An 18,860-nucleotide genomic window follows, 5' to 3' on the forward strand; every position below is an offset into this window, starting at 1 on the left:
CCGAGCGCCGAGCGCGCCGCGAACCGGCCGTGGCCGCCGCACGCACGGTCGGGCACGCCGCACGGCATCGCGTTCAGGCTTGTGAACTCTCCTGCACGACCGGTATCGCCTCGACCGACGAGTAGACCGCCTTGCCGAGCTGCCGCGCAAGCGTCACGTCCGCGTCTGCGCCGCGCGATGCGCCGTCGATCCGCAGCACCGCATCGCAGCGCCGCAACAGCCGGTGCGCCGCCGGATACAGGAACGATTCGCTGATCGCGTCACCGATCGCCGTGGCGCCGGCCGCCGCGGCGAGCGGCAGCGACAGCCACTCGCCGATCATCGGCACGTGCCCGCGGCGATACACCGCGAGCGCGGCCTGCTCGAGCCGGCGCAGGTTGGCGGCGATGCGCGCGGGGTCGCCGTCGGTGCCGCTGCGCCACGGCCCGGCGACGAGCACCAGCAGCGGCGTCATGTCGGGCGCACGCCGGCGGTTTCCCGCAGCGCGACGTACTGCAGCAGCATGATGGTCTTCGCATCGACGATCTCGCCGCGCTCGATCGCGTCGAGCGCCGCACGCAGCGGCATCTCGACGACCTCGAGATCCTCGCCCTCTTCCGCGACGCCGCCGCCGTCGCCGATCCGCAGCGACGCGTCGTATTCGCCGATGAAGAAATGCAGCTTCTCCGTCACCGAGCCGGGGCTCATGAACGCCTCGAACACCTTGCGCACGCCGCGCACGCGGTAGCCGGTTTCCTCTTCGGCTTCCGCGCGGATACGCGCGTCGGGCGTCGCATCGTCGAGCAGGCCGGCCGCCGCTTCGAGCAGCATCCCGTCGTGGCCGTTCACGAACGCCGGCATCCGGAACTGCCGCGTGAGCAGCACGTCGCCCGTCGCCGCATTGCGCAGCAGGATGGTCGCGCCGTTGCCGCGGTCGTAGGTCTCGCGGCTCAGCCGCTGCCAGGTGCCGTCGCGGCGCAGGAAATCGAACGTCACCTTCTTCAGCACGTACCAGTCATCGGACAGCACCGTCGTATCGACGATACGGACGCGCTCATGCGTTGCGGCCATCGCGGCCTCCCCATTCGACATAGGACGGCGCCCATGGTAACGTGCAGTTTCGTGCAATTTCAAGATATTTCGTGCAATGCGATGCTGACGACCCAACGCAAGAAAGCGATCCTCGACGCGCTCGCCCGTGACGGCCAGGTGCTGGCCGTCGAACTGAGCGCGCAATTCGGCGTATCCGAAGACACCGTGCGGCGCGACCTGCGCGAGCTGGCCGCCGAAGGGCTGTTGCAGCGCGTGCACGGCGGCGCGCTGCCGGCGTCGCCGGCCGTCGCGCCGTTCGCGCAGCGCGAGACGCTGGAAACCGCGGAAAAGCGGCGCATCGCGCGGCGCGCCGCGCAGATGATCGCGCCGGGACAAGTCGCGATCGTCGATGGCGGCACGACGTCGGCGCTGCTCGTCAGCCAGTTGCCGGCCGACCTGCGCGCGACGATCGTCACGCACAGCCCGAGCGTGGCCGTCGCGCTGGCGGCGCATCCGTCGATCGACGTCATCCTGATCGGCGGGCGGCTGTACAAGCATTCGATCGTCGCGGTCGGCGCAGCGGCGCTCGAAGGTATCTCGCGCATCCATGCCGACCTGTATTTCATGGGCGTCACCGGCGTGCATCCGGTCGCGGGCCTGAGCACCGGCGACTTCGAGGAAGCCGCGATCAAGCGCGCGCTCGCGGCACGCGCCGCGGAGACGGTCGTGCTCGCGTCGCAATCCAAATTGCGCGCGGCGTCGCAATTCGTGATCGGCGAGCTGGCGCTCGCGCAGGCCGTGGTCGTCGAGCAGGAAACCGACGTCGCCCTGACCGAGCCGATCGAGGCTGCCGGCGTGACGGTCGTGCGGGCGTAGCGCGGCGGAAAGCGGGATGAGCGCCGACGGCCCCACGTCAGCGTGCCGACAGACAGCCCTTGCTACCATGGGCGACTGCCCAACCAACACGTCAGCGCCCGCCCGATGCCGACCGCCCCGACCTCCGTTCCAGACGCTATCGCCCCGCCTCCGGGCATCCTCGCCTTGTTCGCCGCGTTCGCGCAGATCGGCCTGACCAGCTTTGGCGGCGGATTGAGCGGGCGCATGATGCGCGCATTCGTGCACGAGCGGCGCTGGCTCGACGAGGAGGCGTTCCTGAACGGACTCGCGTTGTCGTAGGCGTTGCCGGGCGTCAATGTGAAGAACCTCGCGATCTGGATCGGCTACCGGCTCGCCGGATGGCGCGGCGCGGTGGCCGGCTTCACCGGCGTCATCGCGCCGCCCGCCGTGCTGATCGTGCTGTTCGGCGTCGCGCTCTCTGCACTCACGCGCTTCACGCTCGCCCACGTCGCGCTCGCCGGCGCCGCGGCCGCGGCGATCGGGCTGTCGATCTCGATGGCGATCACCGCGGTGCGCCGACTGCCGCGCCGTGCGCTGCCGCTGACGGTGATGACGCTCACGTTCGTGTCGGTGGCCATGCTGCACTGGCCGCTCGTGTGGACCGTGGTGATCGGCGGCACGCTGAGCGTCGCACTCGAATACCGTCGTGCGGCGCGCGCGACGGCCGGGGGGAGCGGCCGATGATCACGCTGTCCCGCTATGTCGCGCTGGCCGGCGTGTTCGCGCCGCTGTCGATCGCCACCATCGGCGGCGGCCAGGCGATCGTCGCCGATATCCAGCGGCAGGTCGTCGATGTTCATCACTGGATGACGGCCGCACAGTTCGTGAACGACTTCGCGATTGCGCGGATGGCGCCGGGCCCCGGCTCTCTGCTTGCAACGCTGATCGGGTGGCAGGTGGCCGGCTTCTGGGGCGCGGTGATCGCGACGCTCGCGCTGTTCGGGCCGACCGCGTTCCTCATTTACGGCGTCGCGCATCTATGGCGGCGGCACCAGGGCGCACGTTGGCAAGTCGCCCTCGAGGCCGGCCTGCGGCCGGTTGCAGCGGGGATGATTCTGGCGTCGGCCTGGGTGCTGCTGCAGGCGCTCGACGGCGGGTGGCCGGCCCGCGCGATCGCGCTTGCGTCGACTGCATGCGTGATGCTCACGCGCGTTCATGCGGTGCTGCTGATCGTCGTCGGGGCGTTGTTGCTGGTCGTCATGCATGCGATCGGCTGACGTCGGCGACCGCGCCGCGAGCCGTCGGCGCACCGCGCGATATTGGATGACGAACGGGGATTTGCGACTTGGCGAGACGCGCGTCGCTAGGGGTCGAAGCCTTGCAGCGCCCCCGTCGAGAATAAGATGGACATCGGCCACGAAGCGCGTATGATCAATTCATCCGAGCGCGCGTCACGTCCCAGATCGCTCGTCCCGCCCTCTGCCCTCTTGCTGCGTTGCGCCGTCATCCGCACGCATCGTTTTCTTTTCACCCCCACCCGTCGCGCCGCGTAGCGGTGATACCGGTCGGTTGCGTTCGTCCGTGCGATTTGTCGCGACGAACAGAGGAGTTCCTCATGAGCATGCATCTGTATCGTGGCTTCGAAATTTACCCGCTGATCTACCCGCACGTTCCGTCGCGGAACGGCAGCGCGCACAACTACGACGGCGGCTTCGACGCGGCCGTGAAGATCTGCCTGCGCGGCACCATCGACACGCTGACCCGCAGCGAGACGTTCCGGTTGGCCAGCAAGACGCCGTTCGAATCGGCGGGCGATGCGCGGCGGGCGTCGGTGCTGTACGCAGAGCAGGTCATCGATGGCAATCGCGGCGAGCAGCCGCTGTTCGCGTAGTTCCACCGATTCCACCGATGCATGTCGACGCGGCCGGCGACAGTCGGCTGGCGATTCGGAGCGCGAAATGATCATCGACGAATTGCTCGGCCTGATCGAGCGACACGAGATTTCCCCGACCGACGCTGTCCCGCAACACCGGCTTGCCGGATCCGCGTTGCGCCATCAACCCGAGTTGCAAATGTTCGCTGCCGTGCGCGCACTGTCGATCGGCGCCGGATATTCCGAGTTCGAGTCCGACGGGATAGCGAGCGCCGTCATGACGCGACTCGGCTAGCTTCCCACCACACGCTTTTAGAACAGGATCTGCATGACGACCATCATCCTCAAGCCCGACGAACCAGTCGAGGTCGCGCTGCGCCGCTTCCGGCGAAACATCGAGAAAACCGGACTCATCCGCGAGTTGCGCAGCCGCACCGGGTATGAGAAACCGACCACCGAGCGCAAACGCAAGAAAGCGAGCGCCGTGTCGAGACAGCGACTCCGCGCGAAGCGCATGCTGCCGCCGCGGAAGCTGTACTAGGGCGCGAGTCGTGTACGAGCCGCCCGTCGAAGTGCGTCCGTTCTTTCCATTGACGAAATGCGAAGTCGACTTCGATCGACAGAACGATGCGATCACGCTGTTGCCGAGCTTCTACGCGTTCGGCTGCGAGTACACCAGCCGCGGCCTGCGGATCGGTCGCGACGACGCGTTCAAATTGATCGCCGCGATCGAAAAGGCGCTGAGCGTCGATTAGCGGAGCGCGCGGTTGGACGCATCGGTCTCCGACCGGCGCTTTCGCACCGGACGGACCGAACGGTTCGTTCACGCGAACACGAAGTACTTGCGCACCGTCTCCACGACTTCCCACGTTCCCTTCATGCCCGGCTCGATCACGAACACGTCGCCGGCCTTCAGGTGCACCGGTTCCTCGCCTTCCGGCGTGATGATGCAATAGCCGTCGAGGAAGTGGCAGTACTCCCATTTCTCGTAGTTCACTTCGAACTTGCCGGGCGTGCAGATCCACGTGCCCATGATCTTGCTGCCGTCGCGGGACACGTAAGCGTTGAGGTTCACGGTGTGCGGATCGCCGCCGATGCGCTTCCACTTGGTCGCATCGACGACGGGCATCGGGCAGGTTTTGCGCAGCACGGTGATGAAATCGGACATGTCGGCTCCTGAAGAACGAACGGATGAGAGGACTGTCACGTTAGTTCGAATGGTCGCGCGCGGCTTGTGTCGTTCCGACATCGAGTCGTTCATTTTCGACATGGGCGGGCGGAGGGTGGCGAGTGCGTTTTGGGAGCCGCGTCGCTTCGAGGCACGCGTCAGGCTCGTCGTCGATGATCATTCCGGTGCTGTTCGACCTGTGCGCGAGCGGCGCTAGGTCATAGACGGCGGCGGCAACGAGCATCACACTCGATCGCGCCGATTGTCTTGCACACCGGACTGGGCCCATCGTCGCCCCGATGGGCAGCAAACCTGTCGCTCAACTCGCGTGATGGGGCTGCGGGTCCGCGTAATGCCAGATGACCATTCCCCACGTCGTGCGCTGCGGCCCCGGCATCGGCGCTCCGGCTTCGACGTGAACCGAATCCTTGACAGCCGGACTTTGCCAGTAACCTCTGCGCGGACAAGGCTCCCCGGGCAGGGCCCGGAGCCTCGATTGCACGACAGGCGTCGGGAAATAAGTCGCCTCTTCCGCCGGAATGCTGCCGTCCCGGTAACGCTTGTCTTCCCACAGCAGCCGCCAGGCCACCGCATGTTCGTCGTTGGTGCCTTCCAGCAAGTAGGTGTGGGCGATACTGCCTTTCAGGAAATAGCTCGGGCAACCGACCTTGCCGGCCGGAAACCATGGCTCCCAGATACCCTCGACTGGAATCTCCTGGCCGCTGTGAATCTCCCCGGCCGCGGATTCGTTCTTCGGCGGGCACGGAGGAAGGTCGGCGGGATAGCTGCGACCGGGCGGCCAATATCGCCATGCCGGGAGCGGCGCACTTTCGAACATCGATTCGTAAGTCCAGTGCTCAAAGACACGGGTCCCTCCATCGGCGCGTGTTCCGTATGCAAGCATCCCGGTAAAACCGAATCCGACCGTGCATTTAAGCGCATAGCAAATCAACCTCTCGATCCAGACGCCCTCCGCGAATCCGGTGGCATACACCGGGTCCGAAAAGTTGGTGTCCTTCAGTCCCAGCGCATGGAAAAACGGATCGTATTTACGGCCGATTTCGAGCGCACTCCGCCCAAACAACAGGTCACCACCTTGCTGGCTTCCTACGATCAACGCGTCGTACGCCGCTCTCTTGTCGAGACCTCGGCGCAATGCATCGATGCCGAGGTCCATTTGCACTAGCGCTCCGAGGAAGTCGCGAATATAGGCTTCTTCAAGCTCAACCTGATTTGGGCACGGCGTATCCAGTTGTTTCGCATACGCGGCCAGAAAGTCCCTGTACAGTCCAACGGCGTAGTCCAAGAACGTGAAACTGGTCCATTTCTTGAGCAGATGAAACGCCTTCGCCCGCGCATCGCGTTCCTGCTCGGCGGTCATGTTCGAAATATTCAACATCAGGGAGCCTGTTCTTCAGTCGATTGTTTTCCGACAACGGCAGTGGTTCGCCGCGCATAGCCTTCGTGTCTGATCTTGGCCGATCATTTCCGCTCTGCCGGGAAGGGTACTCGCCACGTCCGTCGAATCGTTGATATTGGGGCACCCATGCTGCGCAGCGCCACGAGAATGTGCAGTTCGCGTGAACGGCACATTCCGCAAACCGCTCGGAGACTCGCCCCACCGCCCCCTTGCCATCCCCACCCAACCCCCTGTACAATTGCGCGTTCTGCGGGCGTCGTATAATGGCCATTACCTCAGCTTCCCAAGCTGATGACGTGGGTTCGATTCCCATCGCCCGCTCCACCTTCGGCTGCCCGGCAGCCAGCGCAAGAGCCGCCTCGTCGAAGGCGGCTTTTTTGTACCATGTGCCCGTTCATCCGGCGCACCGCTACGCGTAACGGCCTCGCGCCCGAACCGAGTCTTACTCAGTCACCGATGATGCACGACGATCCGAACGAAGCCGGCCTGCCGCCGGACGACGCCGCCCTTCCCGACGAAGCCGCCGACGGCGCCGACGAAGTCAACCCGCTGCACCACCGCCGCATCCGCAGCTTCGTGACGCGCGCCGGCCGCGTGTCGACCGGCCAGCGCCGCGCGATCGACGAACTCGGCCCGCGCTTCGTCGTCCCGTACGCACCGACGCTGCCCGACTGGGACGCCGTGTTCGGCCGCAGCGCACCGCGCATCCTCGAGATCGGCTTCGGGATGGGCGCATCGACCGCCGAAATCGCCGCGCACCGCCCCGGCGACGATTTCCTCGGCGTCGAAGTGCACGAGCCGGGCGTCGGCGCGCTGCTGAAGCTGATCGGCGAACAAGGCCTGACGAACATCCGCATCATCCAGCACGACGCGGTCGAAGTGCTCGAGCACATGCTCGCCCCGGAAAGCCTCGACGGCGTGCACATCTTCTTCCCCGACCCGTGGCACAAGGCGCGCCACCACAAGCGCCGGCTGATCCAGCCGCCGCTCGTCGCACAGCTCGCCGCGCGCCTGAAACCCGGCGCGTACCTGCATTGCGCGACCGACTGGCAAAACTACGCCGAGCAAATGCTGGAAGTGCTCGGCGCCGAGCCGACGCTCGAAAACACCGCGGCCGACTACGCGCCGCGCCCCGACTACCGCCCGGTCACGAAGTTCGAACGCCGCGGCCTGCGGCTCGGCCACGGCGTCTGGGATCTGGTGTTCCGCAAGCGCGCCGCCTGAACCCGACGCACCCCGCGCAACGCAAAACGGCCCGACCGGCATCTGCCGATCGGGCCGTTCGTCATTGACCACTGCCTTCAACGCCGGGCGTCACGCCCAGTTGAGCCATCCGCTGTAACCGACGAGCAGCACGAACAGCCCAAACGCGATCCGGTACCACGCGAACACGGTGAAATCGTGCGTCGCGACGAAGCGCAGCAGCCAGCGCACGCACACGAACGCACTGACGAACGCGGCAACCAGCCCGAGCGCGAACAGGCCGAGCGAGTCGACCGTGAACGCCTGCCAGTCCTTGACGGTTTCATACAGCGTCGCGCCGAAGATGATCGGAATCGCGAGAAAGAACGAGAACTCGGTCGCGACACGCCGGTCGAGCCCGAACAGCATCCCGCCGATGATCGTCGAGCCCGAGCGCGACATGCCGGGCACCAGCGCGAAGCATTGCGCGATGCCGACCTTCAGCGCATCCAGCGGAGTCAGCGCATCGACCGACTGCACGCGCGGCGGCTCGCTACGCTCGCGCTGCCGCGCCTCGGCCCACAGGATGATCGCGCCGCCGACGACCAGCGCAAACGCGACCGGCACCGGCGAAAACAGCACGGCCTTGATCTTCTTCTCCAGCAGCAGGCCGAGCGCGATCGCCGGAATCGTGGCGATCACGACGTTCAGCGTGAAGCGCCGCGCGTCGGGCCGGCTCGGCAGCCCGCACACGACCGACACGATCCGTTCGCGGTATTCCCAGCACACCGCCAGGATCGCGCCGAACTGGATCACGACGTCGAACGTCTTCGCGTGCGCATCGTTGAAATTGAGGAAGCTGCCCGCAACGATCAGGTGGCCGGTGCTCGACACCGGAAGGAATTCCGTCAGCCCCTCGACGACGCCGAGGATCAATGCCTTGCAGATCAGGATCCAGTCCATCCGTGGCCCAACTCCGAAGTAGTCGAAAGAAACGGCCACGTCAGCGCCGCGGCCCGCCCGGCCGCGCGCGCTGCGCCGTCATTTCTCGACGATCGCCACGCGTATGCCGTTTGTAAGAATCGTAATTGTACCGGGTTCGTAGTTCACGCCGGCAAATTGAAGTTGCTCGGGCTTGAACGTGTAGATCGGGTAGTTGGTCAGCACCTGCGTCGCGAGCAGCCCGGCCGCCGCGCCGACCTGTTGCGCGTACATCTGCGCGTCGCCGTCGAGCACGAGATTGTCGACGGCCGGCGCCTTCAGCACGACCGAGCGGCTCGGCGCGTCGTAAGCCAGCTGGCCCGACACGGTGAACTTGCCGCTCACCGGTTCGCGCAGGAACGGACTCGTGAAATGCGCATCCAGCTGCACCGCAACGCGGTTCTGGTCAGGCAGCAGGTTGACGGCCGGATTCGCGAGCGCGACGTCGACGACCTGCGCGACCGTGCGCTCGTACGGGAACTTGCGTGCGACGGCCTTTTGCACGTCGCCGCGCGAGAACGTGTAGTGATCCGGAATGAACGGGAACGTCGACGCGCAGGCGGCAAGCGATATCGACACGCCGAGTGCGCCGGCACAGGCGGCGACGAAACGGCGCCGGCCGGGCGTGCAAGGTGCGGTCATGCTGGACAATCTCCTGTATCGGGCGCGGCCGCGGTCGGACGACCGGCCGTGCGATGAAGTGCGATGCACCGACGTTAGTGCGGCGTCGCGCGCGGCGGGTTCCACGGGCGCACCGCCCGCGCGCCGCGGCGCGACGGCGGGGCGGCTGGCTAACGGCCGGCGCCCGCGTCTGGCGAAGGCTGCGTGGCGATCTCGAGGTGCGCGAGCCATGCAAGCGCGTCGTCGCGCGACACGCCGCACATCTCGGCGGACGGCTGCAATCCCGAGCAGCACGCGGGCCGCTCCGGTCGGCCGAAAATCCGGCACTGCAGATCGTCGCCGAGCTGCGCGCAGCGCACGCCGGCGGGCTTGCCGTTCGGCATCCCGGGAATCGGCGAGGAAATCGACGGCGCGATGCAGCACGCGCCGCAGCCGGGGCGGCACGCATGCGGCGACACGGCATCGGCGGACGCCGGGCGGACAGGTATTTCGACGGACACTCGGCTCTCTCGAACGGACAACAAAAACGGTGCGGCAACCGGACGCGGCGTGCGGCGGCCCACCGCACATTGTGCCACCGCCGGCTGCGACGTTATTACACAATGCGGCCGGAGCGCGCGTTTATATACTCGGACGCATTCGAATAGCGCGAGACCATCATGAGCTCCGGTTCTGCCGACACCCTGTTCCGCCCCGATTTGCTCGCGAAATACGGCGCGAACGGCCCGCGCTATACGTCCTACCCGACCGCCCTGCAGTTCCGCGACGATTTCGATCCGGCCGACTACGCGCGCGCCGCGCGCGATCCCGGTGCGTCGTCGAGCGAGCTGTCGCTGTACTTCCACATCCCGTTCTGCAACACGGCCTGCTTCTACTGCGGCTGCAACAAGATCGCGACCAACAACCACCGGCGCGCGCGCCCGTATCTCGAACAGCTGAAGCGCGAGCTCGCGCTGCAGGCCGCGCTGTTCGACCCTGCGCGCCCGGTCACGCAGTTGCACTGGGGCGGCGGCACGCCGACCTTTCTGTCGGATGCCGAAACGGCCGAGTTGATGGCCGCCACGCGCGAGCATTTCGCGCTGGCGCCGGACATGGACGCCGAATTCTCGATCGAGATCGACCCGCGCACCGTCACGCCGGCGACGCTCGTGCATCTGCGCAACATCGGCTTCAACCGCCTGAGCCTCGGCGTGCAGGATTTCGACCCGGTCGTGCAGCAGGCGATCAACCGCGTGCAGCCACGCGCGATGACGGCCGACCTGATCTCGGCCGCACGCGCGACGGGCTTCCATTCGGTCAGCGTCGACCTGATCTACGGGCTGCCGCACCAGACGGTCGCCGTGTTCGCACGCACGCTGGAGACGATCATCGAGCTCGCGCCGGACCGCCTGTCGGTGTTCGGCTACGCGCACATGCCGCACCTGTTCAAGATGCAGCGGCAGATCGACGACGCCACGCTGCCGTCGCCCGAAACGCGCATCGCGCTGCTCGGCCTCGCGATCGACATGCTGACGTCGGCCGGCTACGTCTACATCGGGATGGATCACTTCGCGAAGCCGACCGACGAACTCGTGCGCGCGCAGCAAAACGGCACGCTGCAGCGCAATTTCCAGGGCTACAGCACGCGGGCCGATACCGATCTGATCGGGATCGGCGTGTCGTCGATCGGCAAGGTCGGCGACGTCTACGCGCAGAACGCGAAGGACCTGCCCGGCTACGGTGCCGCCCTCGACGCGGGCCGGCTGCCGATCGCGCGCGGCGTGCGTCTGACGGCCGAAGACCGCCTGCGCCGCGACGTGATCACGCAGCTGATGTGCAACCTCGAGCTGCCGTTCTCGCACATCGAAGCGGCGCACGGCGTGCACTTCGCCGAGCACTTCGCGCGCGAGCTGGAAGCGCTGCGCCCGTTCGAGCGCGACGGGCTGCTCAGCATCGCCGGCGACCGCCTGACGATCCATCCGGCCGGCCGGATGGTGGTGCGCAACATCGCGATGGCCTTCGACGCGTATCTGGCGCAAACACCACGCCAGCGCTATTCGCGCACCGTCTAGCGCGGCGCGGCACATGCGGGCGGCTGGTTTGATAAAGTAAGGGGCTCGACGCCTCTGCAACCATCCGCACCATGCGCACCACCAAAGCGACCAACGCGGTCGAACGCCTGAAGGCCCGCTCCGGCAACCCGCAGTTCGCGGCCGTTGCGATGGCCGGCGGCCTGTTCTATCTGGTCGACCGCTCGGGCGGCACCGCCGAAAAACGCAGCGAACCGCTTCCGCTCGACGAATTCGTCCGCTTCGTCGACGAATTCGGCCCCAAAAAGCCGCGCAAGGCCAGCAAGCTGGACCTCGCGTTCGAGGCGCAGATCAAGAAGAGCAATGCGTAAAGGTCTGTTGCAGGCTGCCTGAAGGCTTTGCCGACGCCCCGTTTGGTACAATCACGAAGTTTTTCTATCCCCGCTGACGGCCGATTTGGCTGCGTGACCACACCATGAATATCGAAAACGCGCGTTTCAACATGATCGAACAACAGATCCGGCCGTGGGACGTGCTGGACCTGGACGTCCTGGGCCTGCTGTCGATCGTCAAGCGAGAAAACTACGTTCTGCCCGAACACCGCGATCTGGCGTTCGCCGATCTCGAACTGCCGCTGCCGGGCGGCACCAGCAAGATGCTGTTCCCGCGCGTCGAAGCGCGCGTGCTGCAGGATCTGGCGGTCAAGAAGCACGAGAACGTCCTCGTGATCGGTGCGGGCTCCGGCTACCTGGCCGCGCTGTTCGCGCATCGCGCGCAGCACGTGACGGCGGTCGACATCGATCCGACGATCGCGAAGTTCGCAGCCGACAACCTGCGCAACGACGGCGTGACGAACGCCGAAGTCGTGCTCGGCGACGGCTCGCTCGGCTGGCCCGCCAAGGCGCCGTACGACGTGATCTGCGTCGCGGGCGGCCTGCCGGTCGTGCCGCAGCAGATGCTCGAACAGCTGAAGGTCGGCGGCCGCCTGTCGGCATTCGTCGGCGGCCGTCCGGTGATGAAGGCGCAGATCATCACGCGCATCGACGACAAGCAGTACCGCGTCGCCGACGTGTTCGAAACCTACGTGAACCACCTCGTGAACGCGATCGAGCCGTCGCGCTTCAAGTTCTGAGCGGCGGCGCAGCCATGCAGATCCTGACGCCCGCGATGCTCGCCGACTGGCTGCGCGATCCGGCACGCCCGGCGCCGGTCGTGCTCGACGTGCGCGAACCGTGGGAAATCTCGACCGCCCAGATCGCCGGCAGCGTGTCGATCCCGATGCAGCAGATTCCCGCACGCAGCGAGGAGCTCGACGACGAAGCCGAGATCGTCTGCGTGTGCCATCACGGGATGCGCAGCGCGCAGGTCGCGATGTTCCTCGAATCGCGCGGCTTCACGAAGCTGTACAACCTGCAAGGCGGAATCGACGCGTGGTCGCGCGACGTCGATCCCGCCGTGCCGCGCTACTGACCTTCCGCGCGGCGCGTCATGCGCCGCCACGCCGACCGCTCGCCGCGGTCGCGCCGATTCGCCGAACGGGCGCGCATTGCGCGCCCGTTTCATTTCCGCCGACGGTTGCCACGCTGTCGTCGCCTGTCGCGCCCTCTCCTGCCCCGTCCCGCCCCGTCCGAGCGCACGTGATGCGTGCGCCCGCACGCGGATGCACCATTTCCGCCCGCCCGAGCGCACCGCGACGGATCGCCGATGCCGCACGACGCGCCACGCGCACCGCACCGACGCCCCGCATCGCGCCGTAACGGCACGCCGGGCGTGCATCGACACGACTGGCACATGCCTTGCGTTACACCGATGCCGGCGCCGCCCACGGCGCACGCACAACCAACACGTCAAGGGGATATCGATGAAACGTCGCAGTCTGCTGAAGTTCGGTTCGATGGCCGGTGCGCTCGCGCTGGCGGGCAAGAGTCCGTTCGCGCATGCGGCCGATGCAGGCACCGGCCCGATCAAGGTCGGCATCCTGCACTCGCTGTCGGGCACGATGGCGATCTCCGAGACGTCGCTGAAGGACACCGCGCTGATGACGATCGCCGACATCAACAAGAACGGTGGCGTGATGGGTCGCAAGCTGGAGCCGGTGGTCGTCGATCCTGCCTCGAACTGGCCGCTGTTCGCCGAGAAGGCGCGCCAGCTGCTCACGCAGGACAAGGTCGCGTGCGTGTTCGGCTGCTGGACGTCGGTGTCGCGCAAGTCGGTGCTGCCGGTGTTCGAGGAGCTCAACGGTCTGCTCTACTACCCGGTGCAGTATGAAGGCGAGGAAATGTCGCGCAACGTGTTCTACACGGGCGCGGCGCCGAACCAGCAGGCGATCCCGGCCGTCGAGTACCTGATGAGCGCCGAAGGCGGCGGCGCCAAGCGCTTCTTCCTGCTCGGCACCGACTACGTGTATCCGCGCACGACCAACAAGATCCTGCGCGCGTTCCTGAAATCGAAGGGCGTGAAGGACGCCGACATTCAGGAGGTCTACACGCCGTTCGGCCACAGCGATTACCAGACCATCGTCGCGAACATCAAGAACTTCGCGCAAGGCGGCAAGACGACCGTGATCTCGACCATCAACGGCGATTCGAACGTGCCGTTCTACAAGGAGCTCGGCAACCAGGGGATCAAGGCGACCGACGTGCCGGTGGTCGCGTTCTCGGTCGGCGAGGAGGAACTGCGCGGGATCGACACGAAGCCGCTCGTCGGCCACCTTGCCGCATGGAACTACTTCATGTCGGTGAAGAACCCGACCAACACGAAGTTCAAGGACCAGTTCGCCGCGTGGGTGAAGGCGAACAACCTGCCGGGCGGCGCGAAGCGCGTGACCAACGATCCGATGGAGGCCACCTTCGTGGGCATCCACATGTGGAAGCAGGCCGTCGAGAAGGCGAAGAGCACCGACGTCGACAAGGTGCGCGTCGCGATGATCGGCCAGACCGTCGCCGCGCCGTCGGGCTTCACGCTCACGATGGACGGCAACCACCACCTGCACAAGCCGGTGATGATCGGCGAGATCCGCGGCGACGGGCAATTCAACGTCGTGTGGAAGACCAAGACGGCCGTGCGCGCACAGCCGTGGAGCCCGTTCATCGCGGGTAACCAGGGCAAGCCGGACGTCGTCAGCTCGATCCCGGCGTTCCTGCGCCGGCAGCGCGCGGCGCTCGCCTGATGCCGGCCGGAGCGCACGCGCTGCATACGTCGCACACGTCGCGCACGTTGCACGCGGCGCTCCGGTCGCATCCGCGCGCGGTGTGCAGCTTCACGCGTGCGGCGCCGCGCCGCACGCAGCCGCGCGGCGGCCCCCGCGTGCGCTTTCCCCAGCCCGACAGGAATCCCCGATGCCTACACGCTTTCGCCGCGCGGCCGTCGCGCTCGTCGCGCTCGTCGCTGGCGCGATGCTCGCGCTCGCACTGCCGCGCGCCGCATTCGCCCTGACGGCCGCCGATACCGCCGCGCTCGCCGGCGACGACTTCGACGCGAAGACGGCCGCAGTCGAGCGCCTTGCCACCGACGCCGATCCGCGCGCCGCCGCGCTGCTCGATGCGCTGTCGACCGGCGACGCGCTCGCGACCGCCGACGGCCGCCTGCTGATCCAGACCGGCGACACCGCGCACGATGCGCTCACGCAGGCCGCGACGCCGGCCGGCGACGCACAGCCGGTGATGCTGAACAATCTGCTGCGCACGAAGATCGCCGGCGCGCGCTCGGGCCTCGCACTCGCGTCGCCCGATGTCGCGACGCGTCGCGACGCGATCGACGCGCTGCTGAAGTCGCCCGACCCTGCGCTCAAGCCGATGATCGACCGCGCACGCGCAAAGGAAACCGATCCGGTGCTGAAGCGCCGCCTCGACGCGCTGTGGGCGATCGCCGCGCTGCACGACGCCGATCCGGCGAAGCGTCTCGAAGCCGCGCAGGTGGTGGCCGCGCGCCAGGATCTCGACATGATCGAGCAGCTGCGCCCGCTCGTCGCGAAGAACGCGGACGGCAGCTACGCCGAGCCCGATGCACGCGTGCGCGAAGCCGCGCAGCAAGGGCTCGACGCCCTGCACGCGCTGCAGCGTCGCGGCGAAATCGTGGGCACGGTGTTCGCGGGCCTGTCGCTCGGCAGCGTGCTGCTGCTCGCCGCGCTCGGCCTCGCGATCACGTACGGGCTGATCGGCGTGATCAACATGGCGCACGGCGAATTCCTGATGATCGGTGCGTACGCAACCTATGTCGTGCAGACGCTGATCCAGCGCTATGCGCCGGCCGCATTCGACTGGTATCCGCTCGTCGCGGTGCCGGTCTCGTTCGCGACGGCCGCGCTCGTGGGCATCGTGCTCGAACGGCTCGTGCTGCGGCATCTGTACGGCCGCCCGCTCGAGACGCTGCTCGCGACCTTCGGCGTGAGCCTGATCCTGATCCAGGCGACCCGCATGCTGTTCGGCGCACAGAACGTGCAGGTGGTGAACCCGTCGTGGATGAGCGGCGGCGTGTCGGTGATGCAGAACCTGATCCTGCCTTACAACCGGCTCGTGATCCTCGCGTTCGCGCTCGCGGTCGTGTTCGTCGCGTGGGCCGTGCTGACGAAGACGCGGCTCGGGCTGTTCGTGCGCGCCGTCACGCAGAACCGGCGGATGGCCGCGTGCGTCGGCGTGAAGACCGCGCGCGTCGATGCGTATGCGTTCGCGTTCGGCGCGGGCATCGCGGGCCTCGGCGGCTGCGCGCTGTCGCAGATCGGCAACGTGGGCCCTGACCTCGGGCAGAACTACATCATCGATTCGTTCATGGCGGTCGTACTCGGCGGCGTGGGCCAGATCGCCGGCACCGTGCTCGGCGGCTTCGGGCTCGGCCTCGTCAGCAAGGCGATCGAGCCGTTCTGGGGCGCCGTGCTCGCGAAGATCGCGGTGCTCGTGATGATCGTGCTGTTCATCCAGAAACGCCCGCAGGGGATGTTCGCCCCGAAGGGACGCAGCGCGGAGGCCTGACATGACTTCAATCACCGATTCCCTGTCGAACCCGGTCGCGGGCGCGCCGCAGCCCGCAGCGGCCGCCGCGCGCGGCGACGCCGGCTTCGCGCTCGGCCTGCCGCCGCGTCCGGCGCTGCTGTCGCGCCGCGCGTGGCTCGCGCTGATCGCGCTGTGCGTCGCGATCGGCATCGGCGTGCCGCTCGCCGCGCTGGTCGCGCCCGAGGCGAGCGCGTTCCATCTGTCCGCATACACGATGACGCTCGCCGGCAAGCTGATGTGCTACGCGATCGCCGCGCTCGCGCTCGATCTGGTGTGGGGCTACTGCGGCATCCTGAGCCTCGGCCACGGGCTGTTCTTCGCGCTCGGCGGCTACGCGATCGGCATGTACCTGATGCGCGAGATCGGCCGCGACGGCAAGTACGGCAGCGACCTGCCCGACTTCATGGTGTTCCTCGACTGGCACCAGTTGCCGTGGTACTGGAGCGGCACGCAGCATCTCGCATGGGCGCTCGCGCTGGTCGTGCTCGTGCCCGCCGTGCTGGCCTGGGTGTTCGGCTTCTTCACGTTCCGTTCGCGCGTGAAGGGCGTGTACCTGTCGATCATCACGCAGGCGCTGACGTTCGCCGCGATGCTGCTGTTCTTTCGCAACGAGACGGGCTTCGGCGGCAACAACGGCTTCACCGACTTCAAGCGCATCGCCGGCTTCCCGATCACGTCGCCCGGCACCCGCACCGTGTTGCTGCTGCTCAGCTTCGCGACGCTCGTGCTCGCGTTCATCGCGGCGCGCGCGATCGTGTCGAGCAAGCTCGGGCGCGTGGTCACCGCGGTGCGCGACGGCGAGACGCGGCTGATGTTCCTCGGCTACAGCCCGCTCGCGTACAAGCTGTTCGTGTGGACGCTGTCGGCCGTGCTGTGCGCGATCGCGGGCGCGTTGTACGTGCCGCAGGTCGGCATCATCAACCCCGGCGAGATGTCGCCCGGCAACTCGATCGAAATGGCGATCTGGGTCGCGGTCGGCGGCCGCGGCACGCTGATCGGGCCGATCGTCGGCGCGTTCGCGGTCAACGGTGCGAAGAGCTTCTTCACCGCGTACTTCGCCGAATACTGGCTGTTCTTTCTCGGCCTGATCTTCGTGCTGGTGCCGCTGTTGCTGCCGCGCGGAATCATGGGCCTCGTCGACACGCTGCTCGCCAAGGGGAAACGCGGATGAACGGCACAGCGCTCTACCAGTTCACGCCGCCAGCCGAAGACGAGCTGCTCGCGGTCAGCGGCACCGCGTCGATGGGCCGCGTGATGCCCGCCGGCATCGACACGTCGCACGGCACGATCCTGTATCTCGAGGACATCGAGGTGAGCTTCGACGGCTTTCGCGCGCTGAACAAGCTGTCGCTCGCGATCGACGCGGGCGAGCTGCGCTGCGTGATCGGCCCGAACGGCGCGGGCAAGACGACGATGATGGACGTCATCACCGGCAAGACGCGCCCCGATGCGGGCAAGGTGTTTCTCGGCCAGACCATCGACCTCGCGCGGATGAGCGAACCCGAGATCGCGCGCGCCGGGATCGGCCGCAAGTTTCAGAAGCCGACCGTGTTCGAGCAGCATCCGGTGTGGGAAAACCTCGAACTCGCGATGCAGACCGACAAGGGCTGGCTCGCGTCGCTGCGCGCGCGGCTCGACCGCGCGGCGCAGGCGAAGATCGAGGACACGCTCACGCTGATCGGCCTCGAAAGCGATGCGTATCGCGCGGCCGGCGAGCTGTCGCACGGCCAGAAGCAGCGGCTCGAGATCGGCATGCTGCTGATGCAGCGCCCCGCGCTGCTGCTGCTCGACGAGCCCGCGGCCGGGATGACCGACCACGAGACGATGGAGCTCGCGAAGCTGCTGAACACGCTGCGCGGCACCTGCTCGATGATGGTCGTCGAGCACGACATGGAGTTCGTCGCCGCGCTCGCGGGCGACACGGGCCGCGTGACGGTGATGGCCGAAGGCGCGGTGCTCGCGGAAGGCACGCTCGACCAGGTCAAGCGCGACGACGCGGTGATCGAGTCATACCTCGGACGATGATGCGATGCTCAAGATCGATGCACTGAACCAGTATTACGGCGGCAGCCATATCCTGCGCAACGTGAACCTGAGCGCCGACGACGGCAAGCTGACCGTGCTGCTCGGCCGCAACGGCGTGGGCAAGAGCACGCTGCTGCGCTGCCTGATGGGGGTCGTCGCGGCGAAGAGCGGCAGCGTGTCGTGGCGCGGCACCGCGCTCGGCACGCTGCCGCCGTATGCGCGCGTCGCGGCCGGGCTCGCGTACGTGCCGCAGGGCCGCGACATCTTTCCGCGGCTGACCGTCGAGGAAAACCTGCTGGTCGGCGCGGCGAGCCGCAAGGCGCCGTCGAAGGTGCCCGACCGGATCTACGAACTGTTCCCGGTGCTGAAGGACATGCGCGCGCGACGCGGCGGCGACCTTTCCGGCGGCCAGCAGCAGCAGCTGGCGATCGGCCGCGCGCTGATGAGCGAACCGCAGTTGCTGATCCTCGACGAGCCGACCGAAGGGATCCAGCCGTCGATCATCCAGGACATCGGGCGCACGCTGCGTCAGCTCGTCGACGAATCGAAGATGACCGTGCTGCTGGTCGAGCAGTATTACGATTTCGCGCGCTCGATCGCCGATCGCTACTGGGTGATGAGCCGCGGCGAGATCGTCGCGGGCGGCGAGGCACGGGATATGGAGGCGAACGGCGTGCGCGAGTTGATCGCGGTGTAATGGCAACGGCAGGCGACGGCGGGCGGCAACCGACAACCCGCGCCGCCC

At 67.2% G+C, this 18,860-nt stretch carries 23 protein-coding genes, 1 tRNA gene and 1 pseudogene; 18 read left to right on the forward strand and 7 right to left on the reverse strand.

Annotated features, from left to right (window positions below):
- Positions 1–73: 73 nt before the first annotated feature.
- Both AK36_RS24705 and AK36_RS24710 read right to left on the reverse strand, forming a co-directional pair.
- A complete protein-coding gene (locus AK36_RS24705) occupies positions 74–454 on the reverse strand; it encodes an NUDIX hydrolase (RefSeq protein WP_011883627.1) in 381 nt (126 codons plus the stop codon).
- A complete protein-coding gene (locus tag AK36_RS24710) occupies positions 451–1,050 on the reverse strand; it encodes an NUDIX domain-containing protein (protein WP_045579507.1) in 600 nt (199 codons plus the stop codon). Before AK36_RS24710 ends, AK36_RS24705 begins: the two co-directional genes overlap by 4 nt.
- Positions 1,051–1,131: 81 nt before the next feature.
- On the opposite strand from AK36_RS24710, the gene AK36_RS24715 reads away from it, so the two are divergent.
- The 7 genes and pseudogenes from AK36_RS24715 (at position 1,132) to AK36_RS24745 (ending at position 4,476) form a co-directional block, all read left to right on the forward strand.
- Complete coding sequence (locus AK36_RS24715; RefSeq protein ID WP_045579508.1) at positions 1,132–1,887, forward strand: DeoR/GlpR family DNA-binding transcription regulator; 756 nt, start codon at positions 1,132–1,134, stop codon at positions 1,885–1,887.
- Positions 1,888–1,992: 105 nt separating this feature from the next.
- A pseudogene (locus AK36_RS24720) lies at positions 1,993–2,592 on the forward strand (chromate transporter).
- Positions 2,589–3,125, forward strand: a complete 537-nt coding sequence (locus AK36_RS24725; protein ID WP_011883619.1) for a chromate transporter — start codon at positions 2,589–2,591, stop codon at positions 3,123–3,125. Before AK36_RS24720 ends, AK36_RS24725 begins: the two are co-directional and overlap by 4 nt.
- Before the next feature lie 338 nt (positions 3,126–3,463).
- Positions 3,464–3,739 (forward strand): hypothetical protein, encoded by a 276-nt coding sequence (locus AK36_RS24730; protein WP_014722601.1) that lies wholly within the window; start codon positions 3,464–3,466, stop codon positions 3,737–3,739.
- 67 nt (positions 3,740–3,806) lie between these two features.
- Positions 3,807–4,016: a hypothetical protein gene (locus tag AK36_RS24735; protein WP_011883615.1), complete on the forward strand. Its 210-nt coding sequence runs from the start codon at positions 3,807–3,809 to the stop codon at positions 4,014–4,016.
- Positions 4,017–4,049: 33 nt separating this feature from the next.
- The gene (gene rpsU / locus AK36_RS24740; RefSeq protein ID WP_011883613.1) at positions 4,050–4,262 is read left to right on the forward strand and encodes a 30S ribosomal protein S21; all 213 of its coding nucleotides are present in this window, start codon (positions 4,050–4,052) and stop codon (positions 4,260–4,262) included.
- A gap of 10 nt (positions 4,263–4,272) precedes the next feature.
- The gene (locus AK36_RS24745; RefSeq protein WP_014722600.1) at positions 4,273–4,476 is read left to right on the forward strand and encodes a hypothetical protein; all 204 of its coding nucleotides are present in this window, start codon (positions 4,273–4,275) and stop codon (positions 4,474–4,476) included.
- A gap of 68 nt (positions 4,477–4,544) precedes the next feature.
- On the opposite strand, the gene AK36_RS24750 is transcribed toward AK36_RS24745, so the two are convergent.
- On the reverse strand, positions 4,545–4,889 hold the full coding sequence (locus AK36_RS24750) for a cupin domain-containing protein (RefSeq protein WP_011883612.1): 345 nt from the start codon (positions 4,887–4,889) through the stop codon (positions 4,545–4,547).
- A gap of 319 nt (positions 4,890–5,208) precedes the next feature.
- Positions 5,209–6,288, reverse strand: coding sequence for an Imm71 family immunity protein (locus AK36_RS24755; RefSeq protein ID WP_224383372.1), 1,080 nt, complete (start codon positions 6,286–6,288; stop codon positions 5,209–5,211).
- A 270-nt stretch (positions 6,289–6,558) separates the two neighbouring features.
- On the opposite strand from AK36_RS24755, the gene AK36_RS24760 reads away from it, so the two are divergent.
- A tRNA-Gly gene (locus tag AK36_RS24760) sits at positions 6,559–6,633 on the forward strand.
- 132 nt (positions 6,634–6,765) lie between these two features.
- On the forward strand, positions 6,766–7,533 hold the full coding sequence (gene trmB / locus AK36_RS24765) for a tRNA (guanosine(46)-N7)-methyltransferase TrmB (RefSeq protein ID WP_041493780.1): 768 nt from the start codon (positions 6,766–6,768) through the stop codon (positions 7,531–7,533).
- Between the two features lie 90 nt (positions 7,534–7,623).
- Here trmB and AK36_RS24770 read toward each other — a convergent pair whose 3' ends face one another.
- From AK36_RS24770 to AK36_RS24780, 3 genes are all read right to left on the reverse strand, one after another.
- A complete protein-coding gene (locus tag AK36_RS24770) occupies positions 7,624–8,454 on the reverse strand; it encodes an undecaprenyl-diphosphate phosphatase (protein ID WP_011883604.1) in 831 nt (276 codons plus the stop codon).
- Positions 8,455–8,532: 78 nt separating this feature from the next.
- Positions 8,533–9,114: a DUF1439 domain-containing protein gene (locus AK36_RS24775; protein WP_011883603.1), complete on the reverse strand. Its 582-nt coding sequence runs from the start codon at positions 9,112–9,114 to the stop codon at positions 8,533–8,535.
- A 149-nt stretch (positions 9,115–9,263) separates the two neighbouring features.
- Positions 9,264–9,593: a YkgJ family cysteine cluster protein gene (locus tag AK36_RS24780; RefSeq protein ID WP_011883601.1), complete on the reverse strand. Its 330-nt coding sequence runs from the start codon at positions 9,591–9,593 to the stop codon at positions 9,264–9,266.
- A gap of 159 nt (positions 9,594–9,752) precedes the next feature.
- Between AK36_RS24780 and hemN the strand changes: the two genes are divergently transcribed.
- The 9 genes from hemN to urtE all read left to right on the forward strand — a co-directional run bounded on the left by hemN (position 9,753) and on the right by urtE (position 18,812).
- Complete coding sequence (gene hemN, locus AK36_RS24785) at positions 9,753–11,144, forward strand: oxygen-independent coproporphyrinogen III oxidase (protein WP_045579383.1); 1,392 nt, start codon at positions 9,753–9,755, stop codon at positions 11,142–11,144.
- A gap of 71 nt (positions 11,145–11,215) precedes the next feature.
- Positions 11,216–11,473 carry a hypothetical protein gene (locus tag AK36_RS24790; protein ID WP_034194096.1) on the forward strand — a complete coding sequence of 86 codons (258 nt, stop codon included), beginning with the start codon at positions 11,216–11,218 and terminating at the stop codon, positions 11,471–11,473.
- Positions 11,474–11,577: 104 nt separating this feature from the next.
- The gene (locus AK36_RS24795) at positions 11,578–12,234 is read left to right on the forward strand and encodes a protein-L-isoaspartate O-methyltransferase family protein (protein ID WP_014722591.1); all 657 of its coding nucleotides are present in this window, start codon (positions 11,578–11,580) and stop codon (positions 12,232–12,234) included.
- 14 nt (positions 12,235–12,248) lie between these two features.
- Positions 12,249–12,572, forward strand: coding sequence for a rhodanese-like domain-containing protein (locus AK36_RS24800; protein ID WP_034194095.1), 324 nt, complete (start codon positions 12,249–12,251; stop codon positions 12,570–12,572).
- A gap of 391 nt (positions 12,573–12,963) precedes the next feature.
- Positions 12,964–14,271, forward strand: a complete 1,308-nt coding sequence (urtA, locus tag AK36_RS24805; protein ID WP_011883592.1) for an urea ABC transporter substrate-binding protein — start codon at positions 12,964–12,966, stop codon at positions 14,269–14,271.
- Between the two features lie 169 nt (positions 14,272–14,440).
- On the forward strand, positions 14,441–16,069 hold the full coding sequence (gene urtB / locus AK36_RS24810) for an urea ABC transporter permease subunit UrtB (protein WP_045579384.1): 1,629 nt from the start codon (positions 14,441–14,443) through the stop codon (positions 16,067–16,069).
- A gap of 1 nt (position 16,070) precedes the next feature.
- On the forward strand, positions 16,071–17,261 hold the full coding sequence (gene urtC / locus AK36_RS24815; protein ID WP_011883589.1) for an urea ABC transporter permease subunit UrtC: 1,191 nt from the start codon (positions 16,071–16,073) through the stop codon (positions 17,259–17,261).
- Positions 17,258–18,115 (forward strand): urea ABC transporter ATP-binding protein UrtD, encoded by an 858-nt coding sequence (gene urtD, locus AK36_RS24820; protein ID WP_011883587.1) that lies wholly within the window; start codon positions 17,258–17,260, stop codon positions 18,113–18,115. Before urtC ends, urtD begins: the two co-directional genes overlap by 4 nt.
- Before the next feature lie 4 nt (positions 18,116–18,119).
- Entirely contained in the window at positions 18,120–18,812 is a 693-nt protein-coding gene (urtE, locus tag AK36_RS24825) for an urea ABC transporter ATP-binding subunit UrtE (RefSeq protein ID WP_014722587.1), read from the forward strand.
- The last annotated feature ends 48 nt before the right edge of the window (positions 18,813–18,860 follow it).

The organism is Burkholderia vietnamiensis LMG 10929 (assembly GCF_000959445.1).
Classification (GTDB): domain Bacteria; phylum Pseudomonadota; class Gammaproteobacteria; order Burkholderiales; family Burkholderiaceae; genus Burkholderia; species Burkholderia vietnamiensis.